This window comes from Mycobacterium kyogaense (assembly GCF_003254575.1).
GTDB lineage: Bacteria > Actinomycetota > Actinomycetes > Mycobacteriales > Mycobacteriaceae > Mycobacterium > Mycobacterium kyogaense.
In genome coordinates this window covers 1-26693 of the sequence record NZ_QJUA01000055.1, presented here as the reverse complement: position 1 = coordinate 26693, position 26693 = coordinate 1, and the positions used below count along the sequence as shown (strand labels likewise).

Sequence of the window (26693 nt, the reverse complement as noted above, 5' to 3'; positions counted from 1 at the left end):
GGGCGCGGCGGGGGCGGGCTCAGCGGCCGACTCGGGGACCCGCTACGCCGGGCGACGGGCTGCCCGGCGGCGGCCGACGGCACCGGCGGTAGTACCCGCAACAGGTCGTTGAACTGGCGCACGGTGCGCAGGCCCTCGTCCCACTGGGCGCGGGTGCTGGTCACCGGCATGCTGATCAGCGTCCAGTTCTGCTCGTTCCACATGATCTCCGCGCAGTCGGGTGCGGTGTGGGCGAACGTCACCATGCGACGGTCGCATGCGCGGCGGGCGGCGTCGAGGTTGGTGGAGTAGACCATGCGCGGCCCGATGGCGCCGAGCAGCCAGATGTCGCTCTCGCGCGGCTCCTTGATGCCCTTGAGCCGCATGTCGACGACGACGTTGGTGCCGACCTTGCGGTGCAGCGCGATCACGGTCGCGACGTCCTCGAGGTCGAAGATGAACACCGCCTCGCCGCGGATCTGTCCGAGGACGACGTTCTTGGCCGTGACGTCACCGACGGTCGACATGACGCCGCGCTTCCACCGGTCCAGGATGTCGGCGGATTCGGGTTCGTAGTCGAAGCCGTGCGACTTCGCCCACGACTTACGACGCCGGCCCAGACCGCGGCGGCGGTCGTGGTCGACGTACAGCAGAACTGCCGCACCCACGAAACAGAGTGCGGACAGCGTGAACCAGAGCGGAACCATTGCGACCAGAGTATCCGCTTTCCGCGGTCCGGTCCGAATCCGAATGGGTCACAACCCGGTCACCTTCTCCGGGATCTCCGGTCGCCGCGGGCCACGCATACTGGCCGAATGACCGATCTGACCGGCAGGTCTTACCTCGTCGTCGGCGCCAGCGGGGCGCTCGGATCGCGGATCGCGCGGGCCCTGATCGACCGCGGTGCGGCGGTGACGGTCACCGGTCGCCACGCCGACGCGCTGGGCCGGCTCGGGGAGGCACACGCCGTCACCGCCGATCTGCGCGAGCCCGACGCCGGTCACACGGTGGTCGAGGCGGCCCGTGAGCGGCACGGCCGGCTCGACGGTGTGGTCATCGCGGCCGGTGTGGTGGCGTTCGGGCCGTTCACCGACATCGACGACGACACCGTCGACGACCTCGTGCTCGTCGACTTCCTGGCTCCGCTGCGGGTGATGCGCGCCGCGCTGCCGGCGCTCGAGGCCGGTGGGGTGATCCTCGGCATCAGCGCGGTGGTCGCGGAGAAACCGCTGGCCAACATGGCCGTGTATTCGGCGGTCAAGGCGGCGACGGCAGCGCTGTTCACCGCGGTCCGCAGCGAGGCGCGCCGGCGCAAGATCCGTGTCGTCGACGTCCGGCCGCCGCACACCGAGACGGGTTTGGCGGGCCGGGCGATCGCGGGCGACCCGCCGCGGCTACCCGAGGGGTTGGACCCCGATGCGGTCGCCGGGCGGATCGTCGAGGCGCTGCTCGGCGACGAGACAGACCTCCCGAGCACCGCATTTTCCTAGGCCCTCCAGACACAAACTCGCGTGCTTTCCGAGGAAAACACGCGAGTTTGTGTCTGGTCGCGGGATGAACTCAGCCCAGCTGTCGGGTCTTCGCGCGAGCGCTCATCCCAGAACGAGCCGGTCGCCGTCGGGGCTGACGTTGACGGGCACGATGTCGCCGTCGTGCACCTCGCCCGCGAGCAGCATCTTGGCCAGCTGGTCGCCGATGGCCTGCTGCACCAGCCGGCGCAGCGGCCGGGCCCCGTACAGCGGGTCGAAACCGCGATCGGCGAGCCACTTCTTGGCCGGCAGCGACACCTCGAGGGTGAGCCGCCGCTGCGCCAACCGCTTCGCCAGCTGGTTGAGCTGGATGTCGACGATGGAGACCAACTCTTCAGGGTTGAGCCCATCGAAGATGATCACGTCGTCGAGCCGGTTGATGAACTCGGGCTTGAACGCCGAGCGCACCGCCGCCATCACCATCTCCTCGGTTCCGCCGGCGCCCAGGTTGGACGTCAGGATGAGGATGGTGTTGCGGAAGTCGACCGTGCGGCCCTGGCCGTCGGTCAACCGGCCCTCGTCGAGCACCTGCAGCAGCACGTCGAACACGTCCGGGTGAGCCTTTTCGATCTCGTCGAACAGGATCACCGAGTACGGGCGCCGCCGGACGGCTTCGGTCAGCTGACCGCCCTGGTCGTAGCCGACGTAGCCGGGAGGCGCGCCGACCAGCCGAGCCACCGAGTGCTTCTCGCCGTACTCGCTCATGTCGATGCGGATCATCGCCCGCTCGTCGTCGAACAGGAACTCCGCCAACGCTTTTGCGAGCTCCGTCTTACCGACACCGGTCGGCCCCAGGAACATGAACGATCCCGTCGGCCGGTTCGGATCGGCGACACCGGCACGCGACCGGCGCACCGCGTCGGAGACGGCAGCCACGGCCTTGCGCTGCCCGATGACGCGCTTGCCCAGCTCCTCCTCCATGCGCAGCAGCTTGGCGGTCTCGCCTTCGAGCATCCGGCCGGCCGGAATTCCGGTCCACGCCGACACCACGTCGGCGATGTCGTCGGGGCCGACCTCCTCCTTGAGCATCACGTCTTCGCGCGCTTCTGCCTGCGGCACTGCAGCGTCGAGCTTCTTCTCGACCTCGGGGATGCGGCCGTAGCGCAGCTCGGCGGCCTTGGCCAGATCACCGTCGCGTTCGGCCCGGTCGGCCGCTCCGCGCAGGTCTTCCAGCTGCTCCTTGAGCTCACGGACCACGTCGATGGCGCTCTTCTCGTTCTGCCAGCGGGTGGTCAGCTCGGACAGCTTCTCTTTCTGGTCGGCCAGTTCGGCACGCAGCTTTTCCAGCCGATCCTTCGACGCGGCGTCCTCTTCCTTCTGCAGTGCCATCTCCTCGATCTCGAGTCGACGCACCAGGCGCTCGACCTCGTCGATCTCGACGGGCCGGGAGTCGATCTCCATGCGCAGCCGGGACGCGGCCTCGTCGACGAGGTCGATGGCCTTGTCGGGGAGGAAGCGCGAGGTGATGTACCGGTCGGACAGCGACGCGGCGGCCACCAGCGCGGAGTCGGTGATCCGCACGCCGTGGTGCACCTCATAGCGCTCCTTGAGCCCACGCAGGATGCCGACGGTGTCCTCGACGGACGGTTCGCCGACCAGCACCTGCTGGAAGCGCCGCTCGAGGGCGGCGTCCTTCTCGATGTACTTGCGGTACTCGTCGAGCGTGGTCGCGCCGACCAGCCGCAGCTCACCGCGGGCGAGCATCGGCTTGATCATGTTGCCGGCGTCCATCGCGGACTCACCGGTCGCGCCGGCGCCCACGATGGTGTGCAGCTCGTCGATGAACGTGATGATCTGCCCCGCCGAGTTCTTGATGTCGTCGAGGACAGCCTTGAGGCGCTCCTCGAACTCACCCCGGTACTTGGCGCCGGCGACCATCGAACCGAGGTCGAGGGACACAACAGTCTTGTCGCGCAACGACTCTGGCACGTCGCCGGCCACCACGCGCTGGGCCAGGCCCTCGACGATAGCGGTCTTGCCGACACCGGGCTCACCGATCAGCACCGGATTGTTCTTGGTGCGGCGGCTCAACACCTGCACGACGCGACGGATCTCGGTGTCCCGGCCGATGACCGGGTCGAGCTTGCCTTCGCGGGCGCGCGCCGTCAGGTCGGTGGAGTACTTCTCCAGCGCCTGATAGGTGCCTTCGGGGTCGGGGCTGGTGACCCGGGCGCTGCCGCGGACCTTCGTGAACGCATCACGCAGGGTCTGAGGCGAGGCGCCGTGGCCGGTCAGCAGCTTGGCGACGTCGTCGGAGCCGGTGGCGAGGCCGACGAGCAGATGCTCGGTGGAGACGTACTCGTCGTCCATCTCGGTGGCGAGGTGCTGCGCGGCGGTGATCGCCGCGACGGCTTGCGGCGAGAGCTGCGGCTGCGACGCCGATCCGGTGGCGCTGGGCAGCCGGTCGAGCAGACGCTGCGTCTCGGCGCGCACGGTCGCGGGTTCGACGCCGACAGCTTCGAGCAGCGGGGCGGCGATGCCGTCGTTCTGCGTCAGCAGCGCCATCAGCAGGTGAGCGGGCGTGATCTGCGGGTTGCCCGCGGCCGTTGCCGCCTGCAGCGCCGACGTCAGGGCCGCCTGGGTCTTGGTCGTCGGGTTGAACGAGTCCACGACACTCCTTTACAGGTCCGTTGGGCCACACGGGTGGCCCGGAAAATTGCTTGTCGACAGAATCAACGCGGACAACCTTGAGTCTGTTCCGCTCAACTTTAACTTTTTTGTCGGCGAGGCACCAGGGGCCGAACGTCACCTGAAGGAGTCGCGGCGACGAGGAATGTACGCCGTGCAAAACGTACGCCTATGTTGACGTACGTTGGTTGCGACGTAGACTATCTCTCGTGCAACCCCTCTTCCCCAATCCGGGCGGACGTATCGATCCCGACGAGCTCGTGGGGCGGGCCTCAGAGCTCCAGCGCCTCCACGAAGCCATCGTGCGGGGTGGCGCGCACGTCGTGGGTGAGCGGCGAATGGGAAAGACCTCGCTGCTGATCAAGGTCGCCGACGAACTGACGTCGGCCGGGCGGGTCGTCATCAGGATCAGCGCAGAAACGTCCGAAGTGACCATCTTCGCCCAGCGCCTCATCGGCGAGCTCAGACAGCACAAGCTGATTCGACAGCGCATAAGCCGCTGGGAAAAAGAGGTACGAGGCGAGGTATCGATGGCAATCTTCTCGTCAGGAATCAAACTCGTCGGCGCCGCCAAGCAAAATCCCGGACAGGACGAGCAACTCGACGTTGTTGAACTGTTGTCCACGGCCGGTGGAAGTGCTGGTGTCGTCCTAATCATCGACGAAATCACCGTACTGTGTCAGGCCCTCGGACCAGCTGCCGCAATGGAATTCCTGAGCGGTTTGCGTGCCGTGCGGCAGTCGGAGAGCCCACTGTCGCTGGTGATCAGTGGATCCATCGGACTGCACCATGCACTGTCGGACACCCGAGTAATCAACGACCTCTGGTCGGTGAAGGTTGGCCCGCTCAACGACAGCGAGTCGCGGGAACTGACAACGCGGCTGCTGATGGGAATCAATGCGGAGGCCAATCCCCAGCTGATCGATGACATCATTGCGGCAACGAGCGGCATCCCGTTCTACATCCAAGCCGTTGTCGACCGATTCAGAGATCGACGAGGCCAACGCATCTCAGACATCGTTCAACAGTCCATCTTCGACAACGATTGGCACACCGAACACTACGTGTCACGCCTGGATGACTACTACGGCGAATCGTCGGCGCGACTCGCCCGAGCGATCTTGGACGAATTCGCTCATTCATACCCAGAGGCACTGGATATCGAGGCCCTGCACCTCCGGCTCTCGGTGGGGACGCAACCGGCTCCGACCCGAGACGAGCTCTTAGACATCATCGGACGACTGGAGAAGGACCACTACCTGTCGCGCACCGGCATACGCGACACGATGTCGTCCGCGCTGTTAGCCAGGATTTGGCGCATCCATCGGAGGCTCGCATGACCCTGCAGACAACGAAAACCCCCAGGCCGTTCACACCGCTGCAGGAAGCGCCCGCCGACTTGGACAAGCGCACAGTCGGCCGCACGGACATCCTCGTGACTCTTGCTCAGCGACTGGAGGCTGCGGCCATGAGCAAGGCTCGTCCGCACACGCTCCTGGTGGGGCCGCGCGGATCTGGTAAGACACACCTGCTCCGTGTCGCGCTCCACCGCCTCGCCCAGGCACCCGATGTCTCAACGCGTTTGACGGTTGCCGACATCCCGGAAGACGCGGTGGGTATCACGCGCTACGTCGACCTTCTCCGAGAGATCGGAGCGGCATTGCAGCTCAAACTTCCTCGCCAGTCCTCCGCTGTCGAACTCGAGACCGCCATCCTCGAGTCCATCCAAGACCGCACGCTAGTCATCGTCATCGAGAACCTGGACAGGGTGTTCGCAGCAATCGGCCATGGTGGACAACGGAACTTGCGATCCTGGGTCGAGACGTCGGGCCGCATCCTCTTGTTGTGCGCCACTCCTGCGTTGTTCGCCGGCGTGGCTGACCGCAACCAGCCGTGGTTCGCAGGATTCATCACCACACCGGTCGAGGGGCTCACCGCCGAAGCAGGGCATGAACTCCTCACGATCCTGGCGCGGCAACGCGGCGACGAGGAACTGGCGGAGTTTCTCGAAACCGCCACTGGCCGTGCTCGTGTGGAGGCGGTCGCGCGGCTCACCGGCGGATCTGCACGCATCTGGATGGTGCTGTCCGGATGCATGACGATCGCATCCCTGGACGCGCTGATTCCGGCCGTCGAGGACCTCATCGAGGGGTTGGTGCCGTACTACCAGCAGTTGTTGTGGGACCTACCCCCCAACCATCAAGCCGTCGTGCGGCAACTGGCCGAGGGACCGACCGCAGCGATGACGGCCGCCCAGATCGCTTCGGCGACCGAACTCAGTCAGCAGACCGTCAGCAAGGTGTTGGGCCTTCTCCAAGAGGGGCGGTGGGTGGGTACCGAGAAGCTTGCCGGTGATCGTAGGAAGACGTGGTACTCGCTGCGAGAACCTATGCTGCGTCATCACTTTCAGTGGCGCAGCACGCGTAGTCAACCGCTTGAATTGATCGTCGAGTTGCTCCGAGCCTGGTACGACCCACAAGAACTCAAGATGCACCTTGCCACGATTGATGCTCAGTCGCCGGCCGAGCGATACCTGCTGGAGAGCCTGTCGTCCGCACCCATCCTTTTCGATGAAGCCTACGCAACGCGTAGTAAACAGACACTGCTAGCGGAAGCTCGTCGTTGGATGACGGGAGCGAGCGACGTTTACACCGTCGACTGCGGCCGTTACGTAGAGACGTGTGTTACGCTCGCCGCGAACGCCGACCTTGATGTGCAGGCACATCTCGCAGCGCGCAAACCTGCTGGGGCAGAGGATCGACAGGTCGCCGTCGCACTGTCCGAGGGGGGCTCCGACGATCTCGCGGAGATTCTGCAGCGGGCTGCATCGGCGGCATCAGGAGACACAAGGGCAGGCATAGCCTTGGTCGCATCTGGGTGGTGGAGTCACGACGACACCGACAAGGCGTACAGACTCTTGGCGGCGATTCCACTGGCAAGCATCACCTCTCCTGCGACAGCAATGGCGTTGCAAATCGAGGCGAACTACTGGCTCAGCAAGACTGGTCGTGTGAGCGACGCTCTCAAGGCTGTGACGAGCCTGATGCCTCAATTACTTGAACTAGGCGCCGACCATCCCGTCACACTTACCGCACGGTCAAACATTGCGTACTACACCGGCAAGACCGGCGACGAAGCGACCGCACTGAGTCTTTACCAAAGCCTCGTCGAGGACTACCTGCGCACAGTCGGGCCTGACAACATCGCCGCACTCGCCGCACGCGCCCAGGTTGCCTACTACACCGGCGCAACCGGGGACGCCTCGACCGCCCTCATCCTGTACCGAGATGTTTTCGATGACGAACGGCGCACGTTGGGCGTCCACCACCCCAACACGCTTGCTACCCATGCCCAGCTCGCCTACTTCACCGGTGAGGACGGCGATGCCACTACCGCACTCTCTATTTATCAAGACGTTCTTGCCGAGCATGTGCGAGTGTTCGGCGCCGACCACCCCAACACCCTTGCCGTCCGAGCTCAGGTCGCCTACTACACCGGCGCAACCGGGGACGCCACCACCGCACTCTCGCTCTACCAAAACCTTGTCGACGATCATGTGCGAGTGTTGGGCACCGACCACCCCCACACCCTCACCGTCCGAGCTCAAGTCGCCTATTGCAGGATCGAAATGGGTGACCTCAGCCAGGCCCTCGCTCTGTACCGCGATCTTCTCGACGATCGCATACGCGTCCTCGGGGTCGAACATCCGAAAACCTCGGAAACGCGTAGGAGCTTCGCGATCGCTTTGGCGCGAGCCGACGAACTGGATGAAGCCATCGCGCTTCTGGCCAACGAAAAAGACGTGGCAGAAACCCTCACCTACGTTCTTTTGGAGGCACCTACGCCACCATCTGGCGATACGTTGTTCACGCTGCTGTGGCGCGGTTTCCGCGGCGATCCGGAAGCAACGGCTCAACTGCCCGTGGAGCTTCGCGACATGACGGCCCGGATCGCGAAGGAGTTCAGCGCTCGCGCTCGAACCCAAGCTCCGTGACACAGCGGGGTGGGCCGCACTCCCCGGAAATCCGGATGACACACCCACCCGGATCCGACGACAATCCGTCGGTGCCGACCCGACGCCGACTCCACATCCTCGTGGTCGCGGCCTCCGCGCCGAGCCACATGTATCCCCACCTGGCCGTGATCCGCGAGCTCGTCGACCGTGGGCACCGCGTCAGCTACGCCGTCGGCGGTCACCTGACATCGCTGGTGGAACCCACGGGTGCCGACGTCCTGCCGTGCAGCTCGGTGCTGCCCGGGGCGCCCGGGGCGCCGACGGCCTTCGACGACGACGACCCGGTCGCCGGCATGCGGATCTTCCTCGATGAGGCCATCCACGTCCTCCCGCAACTGCGGAGCGCCTTCGACAGCGACCGTCCCGACCTGGTGCTCTACGACATCGGCGGGATGGCGGGCCCGGTCGCCGCCGAGCTGTGGGACGTTCCGGCCGCGCAGCTGTCCCCGAGCGAGGTGGCCTGGGACGGCTACTACGACGACATGGCAGCGATCCTGGACCCGCTGATGGGCAGCCCGAGCGGCGTCGACTACCGGCGCACCTTCGAGCGATGGCTGACCGCAGCGGGGACGACGCTGACGGTGGAGGATGTCACCGGCGTCCCGAGACGATGCCTCGTGCTGATCCCGAGGATCATGCAGCGCCACGCCGACCGGGTCTCGGACCGCTACCGCTTCGTCGGCCCGTGCCTGGACCCCCGTCGTGAAGCGCCCGGCGACTGGACACCGCCGCCGGGCGACGGACCGCTGGCCCTGCTGGCGCTCGGCACCGCGTACACCGAGCGCCCGGACATCTACCGCGCAGCGATCGACGGACTCGACGGCACCGGCTGGCGACTCAGCATCGCGATCGGCACGACGACGTCGGCCGACGAGCTCGGGCCGATCCCCCACTGGGTCCACGTCCGGCCCCGCGTCCCGCAACCCGCCGTGCTCGCGCACGCCGATGCCTTCGTCACGCACGCCGGCATGGGCTCGTGCAGCGAGGCGCTGTGGTTCGGCGTCCCCACCGTTGCGCTCCCGCAAGCCGTCGACCAGCCGGCGAACGCCGACCGGCTCGAGGAGATCGGGGTCGGCCGCCATCTGCGCGCGGACCCACCCGACCCGGCGGAACTCGGACGGGCCGTCGTGGACGTGGCATCGGACCCCGCGGTCCGGCGGCGCCTGGACGCCGTGCGCGCCGAGATCCGCGGGCAGGGCGGTCCACAGCATGCGGCCGACGCTGCCGAGGACGTCGCCGCCGGCAGGTGGTGACTCACCGAATGTCCTGGTGGACACGGACGCCACGTCCCCGACCTGGCCTGCGGGCGGGTTTACCGTCAAGGCATGTCTGACATCGGCGACTTCGAGTTCGAACGGAAATTCTTCGTTCGCGACATGCCGGCCGTCGCGGCGTCCGACCCCAGCCCGCTGTTGATCGCGCAGGCCTATCTGTTCGTCTCCGACGGCTACGCGGTGCGGGTGCGCGTGCAGGGGCCCGCCCCCGCCGATCTGGACGCGACGCCGGCCCAGCTGGTGACGGCCCTGGGCGATGAGGCGATGGGCACGATGACCGCCAAGGGCCCGGCCGCCGGGGGGACCCGCTACGAGGCCGAGCGCGAACTCGATCCGTTGGTGGCGGGCCAGATCGTCTCGCGGGCCGACCATGTCGTAGTCAAGATCCGCTCGTCGGTCTGGCTCGGCGAGGACGGGTGGGTCATCGACCGTTTCCTGGGCGCCAACGCGCCCCTGCTGATGTCCGAGGTGGAACGCGACGGCCCGGTGGTCGATCTCGCGATCCCCGCGTTCTGCACCACCGAGGTCTCCGAGGACGACCGGTTCCGCAACGAGTACCTGGCCCATCACCCCTTCGGGTCGTGGTCCGACGACTATCTACGCGAACTCGGTTCGCGTGGACCGGCTTTCGTCGACAGCCTCGGACAGAACCGGTTCGACGGCACCTAGCCGGCCTGCCGGCGTACCCGGAACACCACCCACCGCAGCGCGCAGTACATGAAGACGGCCTCGCATCCGCCGACCGTCAGCCGGGCGAGACGGTAGTCGAGGCCGAGGTCGGTCAGCAGCGTCGACAGCGCGAGGATGAAGACCCCGTAGTTGATCAGCACCACCGCGACGTAGATGCCCAGCTCCTGCCCGATCGGCGCGTGCGAGCGAAAGTTGAAGTGCCGGTTGAGCGCATAGCTCAGCCCGAAGGCGCACCCATAGGCAATCGTCACCGCGAGCGGGTACGGAACGCCCAGCCCACTGTGCAGCCCGGTCAGCAACATCAGGTCGACGCCGAAGGTGAATGAGTTGATCAGACAGAAGCCGAGCAGCGTCGGCGGGACGAGCCGGCGCAACCCCGCACGCGGATGCGCTCCGACGGACACGTGGTCACTGTGACACCGGCAGATGACGTCGAGATGAGCGGCAGCCCAACGCCGGGCCTCGAGTCAGTACTGGACGCGGAATCCCCCGATGACCGTGATCGTGTTCCCGTCCGGATCGGTGAGCGCGGACAACCGCACGCCTTTGGCGGCCTCGACGATCTCGCCGGGCTCGAGCCCCCGCGCCCGCAGTGCCGTGAGCGCGGCATCGAGGTCGTCGACGGCCAGGTTGAACAGTCCTGATCCGGCGCGGCCCGCATCGCCGAACACCTGCAGCCACGCTCCCGGCAGCACCTGCCACTCGATCAGGCTGGGCATCGGGTTGTTGTCCTCGGGCCTGCCGAACAGCGCGGTGAACCATGGGCGGCTGGTCTCGACATCGGCGACGGGCAGGACGGCGAGGAGATGGGTGAAAGCCATACCGTACTGACCGTCGGCGCCGCCGGGACTCATCGTCACGACGCGTAATCCCAGAACTGGAGCTCGTGCACGGTGGCGAACACCGTCAACGTCACCGCGTAGACGGCGAACAGCACCGCCACGCCCGCCGCGCTCACGCGGGTGCCGGCGCCGTCGACCGGGTCCAGCCACCGCCGCAGCGGGCGGGACGCCGCGGGCATGAGCCACCACTGCATGGCGACGATGCTGACGATCTGGCTGATCCACAGGCCCAGCCACGGCGGCGCACCCGCGTGATCGACGACGGGCCCGAGGAAGCGGGACAGCAGCATCACCGTGGGGTAGAGCACGGCGAGGACCAACATCGCCGACTTCCAGTTGGGCGTCATCAACGTCCGGCCGTCCTGCACCCGCACCGTGGTGCCGAACGGCGTGGTGCCGGTACTGAAGTCCCTGCTCAAAGTGGTGCGCATCCGCTCCAGTGCGGCACCGCGCTCGGCGGAGGCGAGCCACTGTGCCAGCTGCGTGCCGGTGCGGAACCGCACGATCGAGGTCCACTCGCCGTCCTGCTCGCCCGCCACCAGGACCGTGCCCAGATAGCCCGGTAGCGCGGCCGCCGCGCGGGAGAGTCGGGCCTGGGTGGCCCGGAAGTCGTCGTCATGACCGGCGGCGACGACGTGCCCGAACACGCCGATTCCCGAGGCGTCCAGATTGTCGGCCGAGGTGATCAGGTCGGTGGTCGCGGTCCAGAATCCCCGCGACCGACCGTCGCGCAGCACGTCCGCGCGGTGAGGGCTGTCGAGCCAGCGGTGCAGCGCCGCATCATCGGAAAAGGCAACGGCCACAGCACGATCCAACATGACGTCGGAGACGTCGGAGATCCGTCCCGACAGGTGTCCTCGCGCCTCACGCGCCGAGGTCAACAGCTCGCCGGCCCACCGGGTGAACTCCGCGTCGTCACCGTCGGCATGGAACACCGTCACCGCTGTCGCCGGGCGCGGACCGGGCTGAGTCATTAGACGACGATAGCGGCGGGGCTTTGCTATTTTTTGCCGGTGTCGTGGGGATCCGTGCTGGCCGAGCTCGTCCCGTTGGGCCTTGTCGTCGCGCTCTCCCCGCTGACGATCATCCCCGCGGTCCTGGTGTTGCAGACCCCGCGCCCCCGGCCCACCGGGTTGGCCTTCCTTCTCGGCTGGATCGTCGGTCTCGCGGGTCTGACCTCGGTGTTCCTCGAGCTGTCGAACCTGATCGGCGGTATCGGCACCAAGCCCCCGGGCTGGGCTTCCTGGCTGCGGATCGTCGTCGGCGCTGCGCTGATAGCCCTTGGCGTGTACCGCTGGATCAACCGCGCGAAGTCCGAGCACATGCCGGGGTGGATGACCCGGATGAGTTCCCTGACCCCACCCAAGGCCGCAGCGACCGCGCTCGCCCTGACCGTCGTCAACCCCAAGGTGCTGTTCCTGTGCGCGGCAGCCGGTTTGGCGATCGGCTCGGCAGGCATCGACGTCCCGACCGTCTGGATCGCCGAGGCCTGGTACGTGCTGGTCGCCGGGTGCACGGTGGCGTTGCCGGTGCTGGCCTACGCCGTGTCCGGGCAGCGACTCGATCCGGCCCTGGCCAGGGTTCGGGCCTGGCTGGAGCGTCAACACGCAGCCCTGGTTGCCGCCATCTTCATCGTGATCGGAATCCTGGTGCTCTACAAGGGCATTCACGGCCTGTAGGTGACCCGGCCGCGGGTGACCTAGGATCGTGCGGCGTGGGCCTGGAAGATCGCGAGTCGATGCACATCCTTCGGGATGCGCTCGACGTCGGCGACGATGCGCTGGTCGGCGACTTCTACACCCGCTGGTTCGCCACCGATCTGTCGGCGCGCGACCTGTTCCCCCCGGAGATGGCCACCCAACGCAAGGTGTTCGGACACGCCCTGAGCTGGCTGTGTGACGAGCTGATCGCCCAGCGGGCCGAGGAACCGGTGGCGTTCCTCGCCCAGCTCGGGCGGGACCACCGCAAGTACGGCGTGACCTCCGGGCACTACGAGACGCTGCAGAGCGCGCTGCTGACGACACTGCGCAACCACCTGGCCGACCGCTGGGACCGGCGGCTCTCCGAGGCGGTGAACGACGTCCTGTCGCTCATGGTGGGCGTGATGAGCGGCGCGGCCGACGCGGAGACCAGCCCCCCGTTCTGCGACGGCACGGTTCTCGAACACCTGCGGCCCACCCGCGACGTGTCGGTGATCCGGCTGAAGATGGACCACGCGCTGGGCTACCACCCCGGCCAGTACGTGCCCGTTCAGGTTCCGCAGTGGCCGCGGCGGTGGCGCTACCTGAGCCCGTCGATACCGGCGGATCCGGCCGGCTACGTCGAGTTCCACGTGCGTTCGGTACCCGGCGGCATGGTCAGCAGAGCCATCGTCGGGGAGGCGCGCCCCGGTGACCGGTGGCGGGTGTCCAACCCCCACGGCGCGCTGGAGGTCGACCGCGACGACGGGGACGTCCTGATGGTCGCCGGCAGCACCGGGCTGGCCCCGCTGCGGGCACTGATCATGGATCTGACGCGGTTCGGGGAGAACCCCCGCGTGCACCTGTTCTTCGGCGCCAAGCACCCCTGTGAGCTCTACGATCTGCGCACGCTGTGGGAGATCGCGGCGACCAATCCGTGGCTGTCGGTGACGCCGGTGTCGGAGTTCGCCTTCGATCCGCCGTGGGCGGCGCAGTATCCGGACGTGACCCCGCCACGGGGCCTGCACGTCCGTCAGACCGGGCGGTTACCCGAGGTGGTGACCCGCTACGGCAGCTGGGGAGACCGCCAGATACTGGTGTGCGGCCGGCCGGAGATGGTGGCCGCCACGAAGGCCGCGCTGATCGCGAAAGGCGCGCCTGCGCACCGAATTCGCCACGATCCCCTGGCGAGCTGACTGTACGTGGCAGGATCGCATGCCATGGACACGTTCGAAACCGTGACGCTTCGTGATCCGTCCTCCGCGCTGACCGCCACCTACGTTCCGGCCGCCGGGATGGTCGCCAGCTCGCTGTCCGACGACGGGGTGGAGCTGCTGGGCCAGCGGCGGGGTCTGCAGGCCTATGTGTCGAACCACAAGACCATGGGCATCCCGATCCTCTATCCGTGGGCCAACCGGTTGAGCAGCATGGGCTACGGAGTCGACGGCGCGGTGGTGACGTTGACGCCGGGCACGGGTGGGGTCCGCACCGACGAGCACGGGGTGCCGATCCACGGGACGTTGGCGGCCTATCCGGACTGGACCGTGACGACGGCGCTGGAGTCCCAGATCACCGCCGAACTGGATTTCGCGGCGCGTCCCGCGTTGCTGACCACGTTCCCGTTCCCTCATCTGCTCACGCTGGATGCGACGCTGCGGGACCGCACACTGACCGTGACGACGACGGTGACGGCGACGACGGGTGCGCGGGTTCCGCTGTGTTTCGGGTTCCATCCGTACCTGCAGTTGCCGGGGGTGCCGCGGGCGCAGTGGCTCGTCGAAACGCCGGCGATGCGCTATCAACCCGTCAACGCCTGGGGAATCCCGACCGGACGCGTCGAAGCGCGGCCGGCGGCCTCAGAGTTGTTGGGCGACAAGTTCATCGACGAGGGTTTCGACGAGGTGGCGCCCGGCTCGGTGTTCGCGGTCTCCGGTGGGGGCCGCCGCATCGAGGTGCACTACGACGAGGGCTTCACCGCCGCGCAGGTCTTCGCACCCGGTGAGGACGACGTGATCTGCTTCGAGCCGATGGCCGCGCCCACCGACGCACTGCGCCGCGGCGGCTACCGCGAGGTGGAGCCGGGCGAATCGGTCTCCGCGGTATTCCGCATCGTCGTCAGTTGATCTGCCCAGCGAACCGCGGGTAGTCCTGCACCCAGCGGAATCCGTTGCTGTACAACGGAAACGACTGAGGATCGACTCTCTGCAGCCTCAGGGTGAGCGTCCGATCCGCGATTCGGCCCTCCAGCTCGAGCCGATCCGGGCCCTGCTGCAGGGGGCGCAGCTGCAGTCCGTCGGCCCTGATCGTGCCGTCGGGCTCGACGGTGATCGGCGCGTCGCGCAGTGCGCCGTCCACTCGTTGGTAGGTGAGCACCCCGGGAGCGTCGAACACCACACGGCGCCAATCGCTGTCCTCGACCCCGGGATCGGTGACCTCCCAGATGCCGTAGAGCTCGGGCTTCGCCCGGCCACCGCCGTAGTCCCGCCAGGCTGCCACACCGCTCGCCACGCAGCCGGCCAGCGCCCACACCCCCAGCACGGCCACCACGGCGGCGGCGAGCCGATTCCGGCGGGCGTCGGCGAACAACGGCGGCTGGGTCGCGGCCTGGGTGGGACGCTGGAGGATCAGCAGATCGGCGAGTCTGCGGGCCTGCGGCGCGAGCAAGAACATGCTCAGCAGGAGCAAGTGTGAGGACAAGATCTTGACGGGGACGTCGTAGCTGAGGTTGAGCAGCAACACCTGAGCCATCGCCATCGCGGCGAGCAGCGCGCCCAGCGTGGCCGTCCGGTTCCAGAACAACAGCAGCCCTGCCACGAGTTCGACTGTGCCCAGGGCGATCTCGTACGGCAGCGAGGTGCCGACCTGAAGCCACAGCACCGAGGCGGGGGTCAGCTCACCGAACGGCTGCAACAGCGCCGCGAGCGGCGGGGCAGGCATCTGGGTCGGGATCACCTTCGCGATGCCGTAGAACAGCAGCTGCCCACCCAGACACAACCGGAGGAAGACGCAGAACCAGGCATGCAGGCGGGCGTAGTCCGGGCGACGGCGATCGAGGACCGACCACACCGCTGTGGCCAGCGTCGCGATCACCACGATCACGAACAGCATCACCCAGATGACGGCCTGGTCGCCGCTGCCCGAATCGCGATGCAGCACCGCGTGAACACCGAAGACGTGCCATCCGACCCATGTCAGCGCCGGCTCGATCAGCGTCAGCTGCCAGATCACCGCGTCAGCGGGCAGGAGCCGGGTGAGGACCCCCGCATAGACGAAGACGATCTGCGCGAACAGCAGGCAGAACAGGCCGAAGTAGACGACGCAGAACCGGAAGGCGACGCGTGTCAGCAGATGCCAGGGTGTGGACACACAGTCCATCGTGGCCGGGACCGCGCCGGTGCTCAACCATGCCCGCCCCCGGCGCTGGTGGGGGTTACCCCCGGGGTCAGGCCGCGGAGATCCGGGCGCGCACCTCGAAGTCCAGGCCCAGCGCCTCGGCGACGTAGATGTCCTGGTTCAGCTGGTTGCCCGACATCGACACCTCACCACGCGGGCTGATGTAGGTGAGGTTCTCGGCGGCCAGGGTCATCGCCGCCACGTCCAGCGAACCGGCCCGCCGCGCCAGGGCGATCAGCAACGTGATTGCCTCGTAGCAGGATTCGCCGATGCTGTTGAGTGCGGGCGCCGCCGGCCCGAAGTGGCGGTAGTAGCGGGCCGCGAACTCCATCCCGGCCGCGGTGTTCAGCGCCTCGAAATAGCCTGCGGCAGCGAAGAGTCCGTCGTTGCTGTCAGATCCGCTGGCCAGAAGCATGTTCTCCTCGACGTGTGGGCTGAGCCGCGGCACCGACGCGGCCAACCCGCAACCGGCGAACTGCCGGTTGAACGCGACGCCGTCGCCGCCGACGAGGAGAAGCACGACCCCGACCCCCGACGCACCGCTGATCTCGACCTGGCGGATCGCAGCGCTGAAGTCCTCCGTACCCAGCGGCACGTAGATCTCGTCGACCAGTGGCCGGCCCTGCGCGCGGGCGTGCCACCGGGCGGCCGCGCCGGTCTGCTTGGGCCAGATGTAGTCGTTTCCGATGACGATCCACCGGTCGACGCCGTACTCGGCGGTCATCCAGTCCATGGCGGGCAGGAGCTGGCGTGACGGCGTCTCCCCCGTCAAGAACAGCCCCGGGGTGCGCTCCCCGCCCTCGTAGAGCGGCCCGTACACGTACGGGATCCGTCCCGCGGTCACCTTCGCCAGCGCCTGCCGAACCGGCGAGATGTGCCAGCCGGTGACGGCGTCGATCATCCCGTGCGCCACCAGAGCGCCGACTTCTGCCGCCACCGCCGCGGGTGCTCGGCTGCCGTCGACCGGGATCAGCCGGACCGGCCGGCCCAGAAGACCCGCGGTGTCGTTGAGGTCGGAGATCGCCAGCTCGGCACACGCCTCGCACGAGGGACCGTAGATGCCCGCCGATCCGCTGCGTGGGATGACCAGCGCGATGTCGATGGTGTCCCGGCGCATGCCGGGAGATGACAGGTCCATCGCAGCGCCTCCTCCGTGCGCCCATCGTCGCGGTGTCGCATTACCGCGGTGTTGCGGGACTGTTCTGGTCTCGAAAATCAGCGCGTGTCGAGCGGCAGTTCGACCACCCGGGCCAGCGTGCGGATCAGATGCACGGCATCGTCCTCGCCGAACTCGTCGACCAGCATTGCCTTGACCGCCGCCTCCTGACGCGCCAGGCGTCGGACCTTCGTCTTGCCCCGCACCGACAGGTGGATCAGCACGCGGCGGCGGTCGGTTGCGTCGACGCGGCGCAACACGAACCCGCCGTCGACGAGCTTGTCCACGATCCGCGTCAGCGAGGGCGCCGGAATGCCCATCGCCGTGGCGATCTCGGTCATCGTGAAGCCGTCGCCACTGCGCAGGGCGCCCAGCACACGCCAGCCCTCGAGGCTTGCGATGTCGTTGTCGAGCAGACCCTGCGACAGTGCGTCGCTCCACCAGCGTCCCAGCCGGAAGAACACCTCGGAGACGCTTTCGGTGGCGATGGACGTCGGCACGGCGCTCCTCATGTCGATTGCTTTCACGTGCTGCTTGCTTTCACGAAGCAAAATTTGTGATTCGTAGCGTAACCGGGTCAGCCCGGCGCGGCCACCGTCCGCGGTGCGGCGAGGCGTCCGATCAGCGTCGCACCCCATTCGGACGCCAGGCCGAAGCAGGCGCCGACGGCTGCGGTCACGGCGGCCACCAGGGCTGGATGACCCAATCCCACTGTGGTGATGCCGTTTCCGGTCGCGGCCATCGTCCCGACGGTCATCGCGAACCCGAACACGATCGCCGGTGTCGCGGAGATCCACGGTATTCGCGACACCTGGACCATCGCAAAACTTCCGATACCGACCGCGATCGACAGCACGAGCGCGCTGCCGCTGGCCTGCACCGAGAGCAGCGTCGCGGTCGCGATCGCGATGCCCGCCCAGTTGCACGCCACCGACTTCAGCAGACCCGACACCCCGGACCCGACGAAGAAGAACGACGCCCACGCGAGGAACAACACCCACACCGGCAGCGGCCACACCGTCGCGGTGATCAAGGTGGACACCATGCCCAGCACTCCGACGCTGATCGACAGCGCAGTGATCTTCGACATCGCTTCGCCCTCAGTGCTCGTGGGGATGGTCGTGATCGTGGTCGTGGTCGTCATGCGCCAACTTGGACGACTCGATGCGCACGCGCTCCTCCAGACCTGCCTCGGCGATGAAGTCCTTCTCGACGGCAAGTCGGCAGAACGCCTCTCCGAACTGGCGGTAGTACACCGACGGGTCGCAGACGTCGTCGATCCCCGCCTCGCCGATCACGTCGATCAGATGCTTCTTGAACTCGTCCCAGCTGAACATGCCGGCTCGACACATCTGCACGACGAGCCCGAAAAGCCTTCCCTGCCATGGTGCGTCGAAGACGAGCTCGCCGTTGGACCGGGGCAGTGCGGCGAGCGTGCCGGGGACGTCGAAGTCGACGATCGTGGGTGCCGACATATCAGGCCGCCTTCGGTGAGGACAGCAGCGCGGTGCCGACCATGGAGTCCCGGGTCACCAGTGCGACGAGTTCGTCGTCGCTGAGACCCTCGGTGCCCTAGGGACGCTGCGGGATCACCAGGTAGCGGATCTCGGCGCTGCTGTCCCATACGTCGATGTGGACGTCGTCGGCCAGCGTCACCCCGAATTCGGCCAGCACGCTGCGCGGTTCCTTCACGACGCGGGCGCGGTACTGGGGATATTTGAACCAGGCCGGCGGAATGCCCAGCAGCGTCCACGGATAGCAGGAGCACAGCGTGCACACCACGACGTTGTGTCGCTCGGTGGTGTTCTCGACCGCCACCATGTGTTCGGTCTGCAGTCCGGTGAAGCCCATGTCGGCGATCGCCGCTGTGGCGTCGGAGAGCAACCACTCGCGGTACTGCGGGTCGGTCCACGCCCGCACCACCACCTTCGCGCCGTTCACCGGACCCATGTCGTTCTCGAACGACGCCACCACCGCGTCGACGGCCTCGTGCTCTGCCAGGCCCTTCTCCACCATCAGCGACTCCAGCGCGTTCACCCGCGCCTCCACATCGCTCAACGACAGCCAATCCATCTGCTTCTCCTTGCTTCTCGTGGTCTCTGGGGTCACTTGCCGATGGGTTCGAGGTAGCCCTCGAACAGGTCGGCGTACAGGTCGAACTCCTCGGCCGCGTCGTCACCCCACAGCTCGGTGGAACTGAACTTGACCATGTAGAGCTGGTGCGGAACGTCCTTGTATTCGTGGGCGCTGGCCGCGGGGTCGTGGAACGCCCCGTACTGCTTGGCGATCACACCGTGTGCGCGGCGGAGATAGCCGGGCAACCGGTTGTGTGTCGTGGCGGCGATGTTGCGCACCGCCACGGCGTCCCCCACCTCGAACGCCGGCGGCGTGTCGGCGGGCAGGTCGTGCGGCGTGCCGGCCCACAGCACGTCGATCATCTTCTCGGCGAACGGCGACAACGTCTCCGGCTTCTGCGGGTGCGGGGTCATCTCCGGAGCGCCGAGCTCGGCCATCCGCGCATCCACTTCCTCATGCGAGATGTATCCCTTGTCGTTCAGCAGCTTCTCCACCGAGAACAACCAGTGGGCGTAGTACGTGGAGTCCAGATAGTCGCTCCACTTCATCAGCTCGATGCCGTGCCGTTGCTCGTCGAGGTTGAAGGCGCCTTTGGCGATCGCCATCGCGGTCACCGCATGCATGCGGCCTTCGAAGGGATAACGCCAGTCGGGAATTCCGGGCTCGAGGAACTCCTCAGCGATGGGTCCCACGCCATCGCGCCCACCGAGATCATGCGGACCATGCATCTGGCCGGCCTCCTTAGTTCATCTGGTCAATACTTTCACCAGAAACTATGTGCATGCCGTTGCCGGTTTCGCAATCGCTCCGCAGCAGCCGTTACAGCGCCTTAACCTGAATCCACGCTGCGGTTAAATCTTTATATAGCAGTGGGTGCATCACCGCTTTCGGGTTGACGCCGACCAGCCCCTCTTCTCAGACTAGCGGTCGTCAGAAATATTTCCATCACGGAAGCTTTTCCGAGAACAAGGGACTCCACATGACCACACCGACCGTTGCGTCCACTCGCGCAGGAGCGCTCGACACCTCCCGAGCCGAAGGGGCGCTCTGGCTCACCGCGACCACCGTCCTGGCCCTGATCGCCTACTACTTCCTCGGCTACGACCAAGGGGCGGTGTCCGTGTTCGGCTCCGACACCCACGTGCACGAATTCCTGCACGACGCCAGGCATCTGCTCGGCTTCCCCTGCCACTAGAGAGGTCGCGACCATGGAGAAACGCATCATCGGGCTGGGGGTCGCCGGCGGGTTCGCCGCCGGCATAGTCTCTTTCGCGTTCGCGCGGTGGCAGCTCGCACCGCTGATCACCGCCGCCGTCGACTACGAGGAGCAACGCTCCCACGCCGCAGAGGCACTGGGCGGCGCCCACGGGCACGAACACGAGGTGTTCAGCCGTGCCGTGCAGGAGAACGTCGGCTCGGCCGTGGGCACCGTCGCCTTCGGCGTGATCATGGGTGCTTTGTTCGCCGTCGCGCTGGCCATGGTCCTGGCTTCCTTGCGCGACCGGCACGCCAGCCTGTCGCTGGTCGCCGCATCCACGGCAGCAGCAGGTTTCGTCAGCGTCGCCGTGGTGCCCTTCCTGGCCTACCCCGCCAATCCCCCGGGAGTCGGATTGTCAGAGACCGCGGGTGACCGCACGACGGCATACCTGCTCATGGTCGCCGCTTCGCTCGCGACGGCAGCCGCCGCCGTGATCGTCGGACTGCGCCTGGCACAACGGATCGGCGGGGCGAGCGCCGCTACGGCCTCGATCGCCGGCTATCTCACGGTCATGACCGCGGTTGCGCTCGCGCTGCCCGCTTTCCACGAGGTGCCCCCTGGGTTCCCCGCTGAGCTGCTCGCCGACTTCCGGTTGTCGTCGCTGGTCGGCCAGGCACTTATGTGGGCCACGCTCGGCGCGGTGACGTCGGTGCTCCTCCCCCGGGTGCTCGCACCTGCGACGGCAGGAGCTGTCCATGCAGGTCGTTGAATTCACCCCGAGCCGGGAGCAGTACGTCTGGACCTTCGGCGGGGCCGAGCCGGTCATGGAGGTCGATCCCGGCACCGCGCTGAAGTTGTGGACCGAGGATGCCTTCGCGGGCCGGGTCACCTCCCGCGACGATCGGCCGAGCCAGGTGCTCAACCCGAAGGAGCTCAACCCGCAGACGGGGCCTTTCTACGTCCGGGGCGCCGAACCTGGCGACACGCTCGCACTGCATGTGGTGTCGCTGACCCCGGCGCGGGATTGGGCGGCGTCGACCACGATTCCACTCTTCGGTGCGCTGACCGGAACCGATCGCACCGCGGGTCTGCAGCCCCCGCTGCCGGAACTCACGTGGATCTACACCGTCGACCGTGCGACCGACACCGCGCTGTTCACCGCGCAGTAGTCGGACTTCGAACTTCGGGTGCCGTTGGCGCCGATGCTCGGGACCGTCGGGGTCGCGCCCGCTCTGCGGGAGGTCCGCACGACGCTGGTGCCGGACTACTTCGGCGGGAACATGGACACCCCGGAGCTACGCGCGGGCACCACGGTGTACCTCGGCGTCAACGTCGAGGGCGCCCTGTTCTCGATCGGCGACGGCCACTACCGGCAGGGCGAGGGTGAAACCTGCGGCACCGCACTGGAAGGCGCGATGGACGTGACGCTCATCGTCGACCTGATCAAAGGCAACGCACCGGCATGGCCCCGGCTCGAACACGACGACGCGTTGCTGACAGTGGGGTCGGCGCGGCCGCTCGAAGATGCCTGGCGGTGCAGCCAAGTGGAGATGGTGCGCTGGCTCGTCGAGCTCTACGGGCTCGGGGAACTGGACGCCTACCAGCTGTGCAGCCAGCTGTGCCGCTCACCGCTGGCCAACGTCGTCGACGTCAACTACAGCGCCGTCACCAAGATCGCGAAAGAGCTTCTGCCCGAGTCGAATCCGTATGCGGGAATGCATTCCTCGCTGCGGTCACGGGGTGCTCTCCTGCACTGAGGCTCAGCGCTGGTGACGCGGCTGCCAGACGACCAGCGCCGTGCTCTTGGGCCGAGGTTGAGCACGCAGGTGCTCGACCTCGGCGGTGAGCTCACGCAACCGCGCCTGCAACGCCTCGACCTGATTGGTCAGCTCGATGATGCGCTTGATGCCGGCCAGGTTGACGCCCTCGTCCTGCGACAGCCGCTGCACTTCGCGCAGCAGGTCGACGTCGCGTTGCGAATACCGCCGCCCCCCACCGGATGTGCGCTCCGGGCTGACCAGGCCGAGCCGGTCGTAGGTACGCAGCGTCTGCGCATGCATCCCGGCCAGCTCGGCGGCGACCGAGATCAGGAACGTCCTGGCCTGGTCATTCTGGTCTTTGCGCCCGGCACTCACTGTGCACCGGCCCATCCCGCCCGCGGATCGAAGCCGCTGGCGCGCTCGGCTTGTGCGTAGGCCTCCAACGCTTCGGCGGCCTCACCTTCGAGATTCGACGGCACGGCCACCTTCACGGTGACCAGCAGGTCGCCGTTGCCGCCCGAGCGCTTGGGCACCCCGCGACCACGCACCCGCAGGATGCGTCCGTCCGACGTGCCCTTGGGTACCCGAACCCCGACCTTGCCTTCCAGAGTCGGCACGGACAGCGTTGTGCCCAGGGCCAATTCATGGAAAGCCACCGGCACGGTGACCGTCAGGTCGTCGCCGTTGCGACCGAACACCTTGTCCGGCCGCACATGCACGGTGACGTAGAGGTCACCCGACGGGGCACCACGTAATCCGGCCTCACCCTGGCCCGCGAGCCGAATGCGTTGTCCGTCTTCGACTCCCGGAGGGATCCGGACGTTGATGGTGCGGGTGCGGGTGGTCACGCCGGTGCCCTTGCACTCATCGCAGGGGTGCTCGATGATCGACCCGCTGCCCCGGCATTCCGTGCACGGCTCGGAGAACCCGAAGGCCCCCTGGTTGCGGCTGATGACGCCGGCGCCGTTGCAGTTCGGGCAGACCTTGGGGCTGGTGCCCGGGCGGGCGCCGCTGCCATGGCAGTTCGTGCACGGGGCAGGGCTGGTGAGCCGCAACGGCATCGCCACACCCTTGGTGGCCTCGAGGAAACTCAGTTCGGTCTCGGTCTCCAGATCGTTGCCCCGCCGGGGGCGGCTCGGCCGCGGCTGCTGAGCGCCTCGGCCGAACAACCCACCGAACAGGTCACCGATGTTCGCGCCCCCGGTCTGCCCGGCGGCATCGAACAGGTCGTTGAGGTTGAACTCCTGGCCATCGCCACCGCCGAACCCGCCGAATCCGCCACCGCTGGCACGGCCCCGGCCGAACCCGCCGCCCGCGAAGAGCCGACGGGTCTCGTCGTACTCCTTGCGCTTGGCGGGGTCGGTCAGCACTTCCTTGGCCTCCGAGGCGGCCTTGTACCGCTCCTCGGCCGCGGCGTTGCCGGGGTTCCGGTCGGGGTGGTTCTCGGCGAGAATCTTGCGGGCAGCCCGCTTGATCTCGTCCTGGGCGGCGTCGGAGGCGACGCCGAGCTCCTTGTAGAAGTCCTTCTCAACCCACTCACGCTGGGCCATACCGCGTCACCTCCTCACCTTTTTCGCATACCTGTGTGTTGCTGGTGTCAATTCCTATGATTCTGATGGCTTTTGCGGCTCCTGGTCGGCATTCGCCGATCCGGCCGCGTCGGGGACGGTGTCGACGACGCCGACCATCGCGTGGCGGACCACGTGATCACCGACGGTGTAACCGCGACGCATGACCGTCCCCACCACCGGATGGGTGCCGTCGCCCTCGTGCTGGACAGCCTCGTGCAGCGACGGATCGAAGGCGTCGCCCTCTTCACCGAACGGCTTGAGCCCCAACCCTTCGAGGGTTGAAACCAGCTTGTCCGCAACGGCTTTGAGCGGTCCAGAGTCCAGATCGCCGTGCGCGCGGGCCCGCTCGAGGTCGTCGAGCACGGGCAGTAGCTGGGTCACCACGTGGGCCTTGGCCCGCTCGGTGGCCACCTGCTGATCGCGCAGCGACCGCTTGCGGTAGTTCGCGAAATCGGCCTGGACCCGCTGCAGGTCGGCCAACAGCTCGGCGGCCTGGTCCTGCGACTCCTCGGATACGGTCGGCACCTCGTCGACGGGCCCGGAGGCCGGCTCAGGTGCGTCGCGCACCTGGCCGGTCTGCGGGTCTATCCGGCGCTTGTCGGTGACAGTGATCGGTTCCTGCTCGTCACTCACTTGCGCTCCTGGTCGTCCTCGACAACCTCGGCGTCGACGACGTCGTCGTTGGAGCTGGAGCTCGAGCCACCGGGGGCGTCACCGCCCGCAGCACCCTGCTCGGCCTGGGTGGCCTCGTAGATCGCCTGGCCAAGGGCCTGGCTCTCGGTGCCCAGCTTCTCCATCGCGGACTTGATCGCCGAGATGTCGGTACCGGCGAGCGCGGACTTGGCTTCGGCGATCGCACCGTCGACCTTGGTCAACGTGTCCTCGGAGACCTTCGATCCTCCTTCGGCCTCGCGCTGTTCCTTGACGAACTTCTCCGTCTGGTAGACCAGCGACTCCGCCTGGTTGCGCACGTCGGCCTCTTCGCGACGCTGACGGTCCTCGTCGGCGTGCGCCTCGGCGTCCTTGATCATCCGGTCGATCTCCTCCTTGGACAGGCCGGAGCCTTCCTGGATCTTGATCGTGTTCTCCTTGCCGGTGCCCTTGTCCTTGGCCGTGACGTGCACGATGCCGTTGGCGTCGATGTCGAAGGTGACCTCGATCTGGGGCACGCCGCGCGGGGCCGGCGGGATACCGGTCAGCTCGAAGGAGCCGAGCAGCTTGTTGTGCGAGGCGATCTCGCGCTCACCCTGGAACACCTGGATCTGCACCGAGGGCTGATTGTCGTCAGCCGTGGTGAACGTCTCCGACCGCTTGGTCGGGATCGTGGTGTTGCGCTCGATGAGCTTGGTCATCACGCCGCCCTTGGTCTCGATACCGAGGCTCAGCGGGGTGACGTCCAGCAACAGCACGTCCTTGACCTCGCCCTTGAGCACGCCGGCCTGCAGCGCAGCGCCCACGGCGACGACCTCGTCGGGGTTGACGCCCTTGTTGGGCTCCCGGCCGCCGGTCATCTCCTTGACGAGCTCGGACACCGCGGGCATGCGGGTCGAACCGCCGACCAGCACGACGTGGTCGATGTCGCCGACGGCGATGCCGGCGTCCTTGATCACCTGCTGGAACGGCTTGCGGGTGCGGTCCAGCAGATCCTGGGTGATGCGCTGGAACTCCGCACGCGTCAGCTGCTCGTCGAGGAACAGCGGGTTCTTGTCCGCGTCGACGGTGATGTAGGGCAGGTTGATCGAGGTGCTCTGACTCGAGCTGAGTTCGATCTTCGCCTTCTCGGCCGCTTCACGCAGCCGCTGCATCGCCATCTTGTCCTTGGTCAGATCGATGCCCGCGGTGCTCTTGAACTTGTCGACGAGCCATTCGACGATCCGGTCGTCCCAGTCGTCGCCACCGAGGTGGTTGTCACCGGAGGTCGCACGAACCTCGACGACACCCTCGCCGATCTCCAGCAGGGACACGTCGAACGTGCCGCCACCGAGGTCGAACACCAGGATGGTCTGCTCTTTCTCGCCCTTGTCCAGGCCGTAGGCCAGCGCGGCCGCGGTCGGCTCGTTGACGATCCGCAGCACGTTGAGGCCGGCGATCTGACCGGCTTCCTTGGTGGCCTGACGCTGGGCGTCGTTGAAGTACGCGGGCACGGTGATCACCGCGTCGGCGATGTCCTCGCCGAGGTAGGACTCGGCGTCGCGCTTGAGCTTCATGAGCACGCGGGCGCTGATCTCCTGCGCGGTGTAGTTCTTGCCGTCGATCTCGACGGTCCAGTCGGAGCCCATGTGACGCTTCACCGAACGGATCGTCCGGTCGACGTTGGTCACCGCCTGGTTCTTGGCGGGCTGACCGACCAGCACCTCGCCGTTGCGCGCGAACGCCACGACCGACGGGGTGGTGCGGGAGCCCTCGGAGTTCGCGACGACGACGGGGTCGCCACCCTCCAGAACTGCGACGACGGAGTTGGTGGTCCCGAGGTCGATGCCGACCGCACGAGCCATAGTTACTGCCTCCTGATTAGACGAATCATGTGTACTGAGTGCACCGGGCTCAAGACTGCTCCTTCGAGGCTGGGCCTGTCAAGCAGAACTTGAGTCTACGTCACTCAACTGTCGAAATCGTCAACGGGGCGTCGGCGGGTTTTGTTCCCGAGGCGTCGCGAAAGTGCACCCAGCGTCGTCCCGAGGCACGTTCCACTACTGCCAGGGCACTTTCGCGGGCCCGCGACCGCGAGTCACTCCCGTCACACGGATCACATGCTGCGTACCCTGGGCCAGGTGAACACGCGGCTGGTGGCGGCAGGCTTGTTGGCCGTCGCCGCACTCACCGGCTGCCAGTCGTCGGTCGACGGCACCGCGACCCGCAGCCCGGACACCGGTATCGAACCGGACTTTCCCACCCCGCGGCCC

At 67.2% G+C, this 26693-nt stretch carries 26 protein-coding genes and 1 pseudogene; 11 read left to right on the top strand and 16 right to left on the bottom strand.

The features are described from left to right. A partial coding sequence (gene ttfA / locus DMB80_RS25115; RefSeq protein WP_073682089.1) for a trehalose monomycolate transport factor TtfA occupies positions 1–686 on the bottom strand: 686 nt, incomplete at its 3' end. A gap of 108 nt (positions 687–794) precedes the next feature. Between ttfA and DMB80_RS25110 the strand changes: the two genes are divergently transcribed. Then, positions 795–1469 carry an SDR family NAD(P)-dependent oxidoreductase gene (locus DMB80_RS25110; protein WP_111512329.1) on the top strand — a complete coding sequence of 225 codons (675 nt, stop codon included), beginning with the start codon at positions 795–797 and terminating at the stop codon, positions 1467–1469. Between the two features lie 102 nt (positions 1470–1571). Here the strand turns inward: DMB80_RS25110 and clpB are convergent, their stop codons facing one another. Next, a complete protein-coding gene (clpB, locus tag DMB80_RS25105) occupies positions 1572–4118 on the bottom strand; it encodes an ATP-dependent chaperone ClpB (protein ID WP_111512328.1) in 2547 nt (848 codons plus the stop codon). Positions 4119–4345: 227 nt separating this feature from the next. Here clpB and DMB80_RS25100 point away from each other — a divergent pair, with 227 nt between their 5' ends. The 4 genes from DMB80_RS25100 to DMB80_RS25085 all read left to right on the top strand — a co-directional run bounded on the left by DMB80_RS25100 (position 4346) and on the right by DMB80_RS25085 (position 10094). Beyond that, positions 4346–5476: an AAA family ATPase gene (locus tag DMB80_RS25100; protein WP_162938704.1), complete on the top strand. Its 1131-nt coding sequence runs from the start codon at positions 4346–4348 to the stop codon at positions 5474–5476. Then, positions 5473–8130: a tetratricopeptide repeat protein gene (locus tag DMB80_RS25095; RefSeq protein WP_111512326.1), complete on the top strand. Its 2658-nt coding sequence runs from the start codon at positions 5473–5475 to the stop codon at positions 8128–8130. The genes DMB80_RS25100 and DMB80_RS25095 overlap by 4 nt, the downstream gene beginning before the upstream one ends. 71 nt (positions 8131–8201) lie before the next feature. Then, positions 8202–9404 carry a macrolide family glycosyltransferase gene (locus DMB80_RS25090; RefSeq protein ID WP_240431381.1) on the top strand — a complete coding sequence of 401 codons (1203 nt, stop codon included), beginning with the start codon at positions 8202–8204 and terminating at the stop codon, positions 9402–9404. Between the two features lie 72 nt (positions 9405–9476). Then, a complete protein-coding gene (locus DMB80_RS25085) occupies positions 9477–10094 on the top strand; it encodes a CYTH domain-containing protein (protein WP_111512325.1) in 618 nt (205 codons plus the stop codon). Here DMB80_RS25085 and DMB80_RS25080 read toward each other — a convergent pair. From DMB80_RS25080 to DMB80_RS25070, 3 genes are all read right to left on the bottom strand, one after another. Further along, entirely contained in the window at positions 10091–10519 is a 429-nt protein-coding gene (locus DMB80_RS25080; RefSeq protein WP_240431380.1) for a GtrA family protein, read from the bottom strand. The genes DMB80_RS25085 and DMB80_RS25080 overlap by 4 nt on opposite strands. A gap of 63 nt (positions 10520–10582) precedes the next feature. Beyond that, complete coding sequence (locus DMB80_RS25075; protein WP_111512332.1) at positions 10583–10936, bottom strand: VOC family protein; 354 nt, start codon at positions 10934–10936, stop codon at positions 10583–10585. A 35-nt stretch (positions 10937–10971) separates the two neighbouring features. Further along, a complete protein-coding gene (locus DMB80_RS25070; protein WP_205538910.1) occupies positions 10972–11931 on the bottom strand; it encodes an antibiotic biosynthesis monooxygenase in 960 nt (319 codons plus the stop codon). Between the two features lie 33 nt (positions 11932–11964). On the opposite strand from DMB80_RS25070, the gene DMB80_RS25065 reads away from it, so the two are divergent. From DMB80_RS25065 to DMB80_RS25055, 3 genes are read left to right on the top strand one after another with little or no spacing between them, the layout of a single operon-like run. Further along, positions 11965–12636 (top strand): GAP family protein, encoded by a 672-nt coding sequence (locus DMB80_RS25065; protein ID WP_111512324.1) that lies wholly within the window; start codon positions 11965–11967, stop codon positions 12634–12636. A gap of 35 nt (positions 12637–12671) precedes the next feature. Beyond that, positions 12672–13832, top strand: a complete 1161-nt coding sequence (locus DMB80_RS25060; protein ID WP_111512323.1) for an FAD-binding oxidoreductase — start codon at positions 12672–12674, stop codon at positions 13830–13832. A 24-nt stretch (positions 13833–13856) separates the two neighbouring features. Next, complete coding sequence (locus tag DMB80_RS25055; protein ID WP_046364428.1) at positions 13857–14759, top strand: aldose 1-epimerase; 903 nt, start codon at positions 13857–13859, stop codon at positions 14757–14759. Here DMB80_RS25055 and DMB80_RS25050 read toward each other — a convergent pair. The 7 genes from DMB80_RS25050 to nthB form a co-directional block, all read right to left on the bottom strand. Beyond that, positions 14752–16011, bottom strand: coding sequence for a DoxX family protein (locus tag DMB80_RS25050; protein WP_111512322.1), 1260 nt, complete (start codon positions 16009–16011; stop codon positions 14752–14754). The genes DMB80_RS25055 and DMB80_RS25050 overlap by 8 nt on opposite strands. Positions 16012–16078: 67 nt before the next feature. Next, complete coding sequence (locus tag DMB80_RS25045; RefSeq protein ID WP_048424404.1) at positions 16079–17167, bottom strand: substrate-binding domain-containing protein; 1089 nt, start codon at positions 17165–17167, stop codon at positions 16079–16081. A gap of 77 nt (positions 17168–17244) precedes the next feature. Continuing rightward, a complete protein-coding gene (locus DMB80_RS25040) occupies positions 17245–17697 on the bottom strand; it encodes a MarR family winged helix-turn-helix transcriptional regulator (protein WP_046364431.1) in 453 nt (150 codons plus the stop codon). Between the two features lie 65 nt (positions 17698–17762). Beyond that, on the bottom strand, positions 17763–18329 hold the full coding sequence (locus tag DMB80_RS25035) for a DUF1097 domain-containing protein (RefSeq protein WP_338043895.1): 567 nt from the start codon (positions 18327–18329) through the stop codon (positions 17763–17765). After that, a complete protein-coding gene (locus DMB80_RS25030) occupies positions 18286–18660 on the bottom strand; it encodes a nitrile hydratase accessory protein (RefSeq protein ID WP_111512321.1) in 375 nt (124 codons plus the stop codon). Before DMB80_RS25030 ends, DMB80_RS25035 begins: the two co-directional genes overlap by 44 nt. 97 nt (positions 18661–18757) lie before the next feature. Then, on the bottom strand, positions 18758–19258 hold the full coding sequence (nthA, locus tag DMB80_RS25025) for a nitrile hydratase subunit alpha (protein ID WP_338043894.1): 501 nt from the start codon (positions 19256–19258) through the stop codon (positions 18758–18760). Between the two features lie 32 nt (positions 19259–19290). Beyond that, positions 19291–19989 (bottom strand): nitrile hydratase subunit beta, encoded by a 699-nt coding sequence (gene nthB / locus DMB80_RS25020; protein ID WP_111512320.1) that lies wholly within the window; start codon positions 19987–19989, stop codon positions 19291–19293. A 251-nt stretch (positions 19990–20240) separates the two neighbouring features. Here nthB and DMB80_RS25015 point away from each other — a divergent pair, with 251 nt between their 5' ends. The 3 genes and pseudogenes from DMB80_RS25015 to DMB80_RS25005 all read left to right on the top strand — a co-directional run bounded on the left by DMB80_RS25015 (position 20241) and on the right by DMB80_RS25005 (position 22216). After that, entirely contained in the window at positions 20241–20456 is a 216-nt protein-coding gene (locus DMB80_RS25015) for a CbtB domain-containing protein (protein ID WP_048424408.1), read from the top strand. A gap of 13 nt (positions 20457–20469) precedes the next feature. Further along, the gene (locus tag DMB80_RS25010) at positions 20470–21228 is read left to right on the top strand and encodes a CbtA family protein (protein WP_111512319.1); all 759 of its coding nucleotides are present in this window, start codon (positions 20470–20472) and stop codon (positions 21226–21228) included. Then, a pseudogene (locus tag DMB80_RS25005) lies at positions 21215–22216 on the top strand (acetamidase/formamidase family protein). The gene DMB80_RS25010 and the pseudogene DMB80_RS25005 overlap by 14 nt, the downstream one beginning before the upstream one ends. A 3-nt stretch (positions 22217–22219) precedes the next feature. On the opposite strand, the gene DMB80_RS25000 reads toward DMB80_RS25005, so the two are convergent. From DMB80_RS25000 to dnaK, 4 genes are read right to left on the bottom strand one after another with little or no spacing between them, the layout of a single operon-like run. After that, a complete protein-coding gene (locus DMB80_RS25000; RefSeq protein ID WP_111512318.1) occupies positions 22220–22609 on the bottom strand; it encodes a heat shock protein transcriptional repressor HspR in 390 nt (129 codons plus the stop codon). After that, positions 22591–23769, bottom strand: a complete 1179-nt coding sequence (gene dnaJ / locus DMB80_RS24995) for a molecular chaperone DnaJ (protein ID WP_111512317.1) — start codon at positions 23767–23769, stop codon at positions 22591–22593. The genes DMB80_RS25000 and dnaJ overlap by 19 nt, the downstream gene beginning before the upstream one ends. A gap of 54 nt (positions 23770–23823) precedes the next feature. Then, entirely contained in the window at positions 23824–24423 is a 600-nt protein-coding gene (grpE, locus tag DMB80_RS24990; RefSeq protein ID WP_048424412.1) for a nucleotide exchange factor GrpE, read from the bottom strand. After that, positions 24420–26285 (bottom strand): molecular chaperone DnaK, encoded by a 1866-nt coding sequence (dnaK, locus tag DMB80_RS24985; RefSeq protein WP_046364440.1) that lies wholly within the window; start codon positions 26283–26285, stop codon positions 24420–24422. Before dnaK ends, grpE begins: the two co-directional genes overlap by 4 nt. Between the last annotated feature and the right edge of the window lie 408 nt (positions 26286–26693).